Here is a 2,813-nt window from a genome sequence, read left to right on the forward strand (position 1 = left end):
GCGCTTGAATGGCATTCAAGAGGTCAGCGGTTCGATCCCGCTTATCTCCACCAATTCGACCAAAAAAGCCATGGCTTTTTTGGTCGAATTTTTATAAAAAACTGAGGAATCGGATACCTGCACAAAAAGGCCCAGAGCATACTCCAAAGTATGCTCTGGGCGTTCTTATTGGGTCAGCTGTGGCACTGCTTGCAGGCTGCGTTTTCGGCATAGGGGCGTATATGCGGGATAGCGGATGTTTCATTATAAAAGCAGCCGACTTCAGGATCATGACAAAAACATGATTCTGGAGCCGGCCACCTTGTCATTTCGAAAAATTGGGGGCGTTCACATCGTTCCCAGCGAAAGCGTTGGGGCCGGGATTGGACATGGAGAAGTACATCTTCGCCGCCTTAGTCGTGCCAAAGTCCCGATTGGAGCCGGTGTCCTGCACTTCGTTGAACGCGTCCCGGAACATCTGGTTGTGGGCCTCCTCCCGGTTGAGAAGAAAATCGATGGTTGCCCGTACCTTCTTGTCATCGATCTGGCGGTACAGGTACTCGTACACCACCTTGGCCCGCTGTTCGGAGGCGATGTTGCTGAGCAGATCGGCGCATAGGTCGCCAGTGACGGTCACATAGTCTCCCGTCCAGGAATAGCCGGAGGCATTGATGAGCCCTGGGTTCAGGCCAAGCAGGACATGGGTCTGGATCTCGCCCGCCTTGACCTGGTCTGCATCCACATCGTGGCCGTTGAGTAGGTTGATGGTCTGAGCCACCATTTCCATATGGCCCAGCTCCTCCGCCGCGATATCCAGAAATAAATCCTTAATCTTCTGATCCTTGATACGGAAAGACTGGGACATATACTGCATGGCGGCTTTCAGTTCGCCGTTTCCGCCGCCCAGCTGCTCCTGAAGCAAAGCGGCATACTGGGGGTTGGGACGCTCCACACCCACGGGATGGAACAGTGCTTTTTCGTGTTTGAACATGGCAATACCTCCTCGTTTGTTTGTAGTTTTCCAACATTGGAGGAAAGTATGCCGGGAACTGTGGTTTACGCACCGCACTTTCTCCCTTCTCCTGCCATAAAATAGGCGGAAGGAGGGATTTCTTTATGGAATGTCAGAACTGTCCCATTGGCCAAACCGCGCCCCACAGCTTTCCGCCCCAGCACCAAGACCAGCAGCCCGGTCTGGAATGTCAGATGAACCCACGCCCCATCTCAGAGTGCGCTCCGACCGGCCCGAAGCTCGCCAACCGCGTGGCCCTCATTACTGGCGGGGACAGCGGCATTGGACGGGCGGTGGCCTACGCTATCGCGAAAGAGGGGGCAAAAGTGTCCATCGCCTACTACGATGAAGATCGGGATGCCCAGGAGACCGCCGAACACATTCGCCAGTTGGGCGGCGAATGCCTGCTCCTGCGGGGCGATCTGAAAGATCCGGCATTCGCCAAGCGCTGTGTGGAGCAGACGGTGGAGCACTTCGGTACACTGGACATTCTGATTAACAACCACGCCGTCCAGTTCATCCGGCGGAGCATCCTGGATATTACCCGGGAACAGCTCTCCCTGGTGTTTCAGAACAATGTGTACTCCTTCTTCTATCTGATCCAAGCCGCTCTGCCCCACCTCCACCCTGGAAGCTCCATCATCAACACCACCTCCGTCACCGCCTACCAGGGTCATAAGGATCTCATCGACTACAGCGCCACCAAAGGGGCCATCGTGGCCCTCACCCGTTCCCTGGCACTGTCCCTGGTGGATCAGGGCATCCGGGTAAATGCCGTAGCCCCAGGCCCCATCTGGACGCCACTGATTCCCGCGTCCTTCTCGGCGGAGGAGGTGCGCACCTTCGGCTCCAGCACCTCCAAGGTGCCCATGCTCCGGGCGGGCCAGCCCTGCGAGGTGGCCCCCTGCTATGTCTTCCTGGCCTCGGACGATTCCAGCTACATGACCGGGCAGGTGCTCCACCCCAACGGCGGCACCATTGTGGGCTCTTAAATATTTGTCCGCCGGACCGCAAATACTGAAACAATCAAACCATCAGGGCCGCGGCTTAGCGGTCCCGGAAAGGAACACAAATGAGCAACCGTCTGAGCACGGAACGTTCCCCATACCTTCTCCAGCATGCAGAAAACCCAGTGGACTGGCGTCCCTGGGGACCGGAGGTCTTTGAGGAGGCAAAGCGCACCGACAAACCGGTTCTCCTGAGCATTGGCTACTCCACCTGCCACTGGTGCCACGTCATGGCCCATGAGTCTTTCGAGGACGAGACGGTGGCACAGGCCGTCAACGCCGCCTTCCTCCCCGTCAAGGTGGACCGGGAGGAGCGGCCCGATGTGGACGCGGTGTATATGGCGGCATGTCTGGCCATGAACGGCTCCGGCGGCTGGCCTTTGACCGTGCTACTGACTCCGGACCAAAAGCCCTTCTGGGCAGGCACCTATTTGCCAAAGGACCAACTCCTGCACCTGCTTAGAAAGGCGGCCCGCCTATGGCGGGAAGATCGGGCGGGAGTGCTGGTCACCGGGGACACCCTCACCGCCCATTTGCAGCAGGAGGGGCAGGCCCGCCCCGGCACACCCAGCCGGGAACTCGTCCGGCAGGCGGTTAGCCAGTTTGCCCAGAGTTACGATGAGCGGTGGGGCGGCTTTGGCGCCGCACCCAAGTTTCCCACGCCCCATAATCTGATCTTCCTGTTGCGTTATGCCCAACTCGCCAAGGAGGAACACGCACGGGAAATGGCCCTGCACACTCTAAACAACATGTATCGGGGTGGGCTGTTCGACCATGTGGGCGGTGGATTTTCCCGATACTCCACCGATCAGCAC

3 protein-coding genes are annotated in these 2,813 nt (G+C 58.1%); 2 read left to right on the forward strand and 1 reads right to left on the reverse strand.

Annotation, left to right across the window (positions count from 1 at the left end):
• Positions 1 to 304: 304 nt before the first annotated feature.
• Positions 305 to 970 (reverse strand): manganese catalase family protein, encoded by a 666-nt coding sequence (locus QZ326_RS12615; protein WP_295745833.1) that lies wholly within the window; start codon positions 968 to 970, stop codon positions 305 to 307.
• A gap of 125 nt (positions 971 to 1,095) precedes the next feature.
• Between QZ326_RS12615 and QZ326_RS12620 the strand changes: the two genes are divergently transcribed.
• Both QZ326_RS12620 and QZ326_RS12625 read left to right on the forward strand, forming a co-directional pair.
• Entirely contained in the window at positions 1,096 to 1,983 is an 888-nt protein-coding gene (locus QZ326_RS12620) for an SDR family oxidoreductase (protein ID WP_295745836.1), read from the forward strand.
• A gap of 80 nt (positions 1,984 to 2,063) precedes the next feature.
• On the forward strand, positions 2,064 to 2,813 hold a 750-nt coding region (locus QZ326_RS12625; protein ID WP_295745839.1), incomplete at its 3' end, for a thioredoxin domain-containing protein.

It is taken from the genome of uncultured Oscillibacter sp., from assembly GCF_910587525.1.
GTDB lineage: Bacteria > Bacillota > Clostridia > Oscillospirales > Oscillospiraceae > Oscillibacter.

Coding starts and splice junctions, on each gene's coding strand:
- QZ326_RS12615 (WP_295745833.1), bottom strand. CDS start 970: ATGTTCAAACACGAAAAAGCACTGTTCCATCCCGTGGGTGTGGAGCGT.
- QZ326_RS12620 (WP_295745836.1), top strand. CDS start 1,096: ATGGAATGTCAGAACTGTCCCATTGGCCAAACCGCGCCCCACAGCTTT.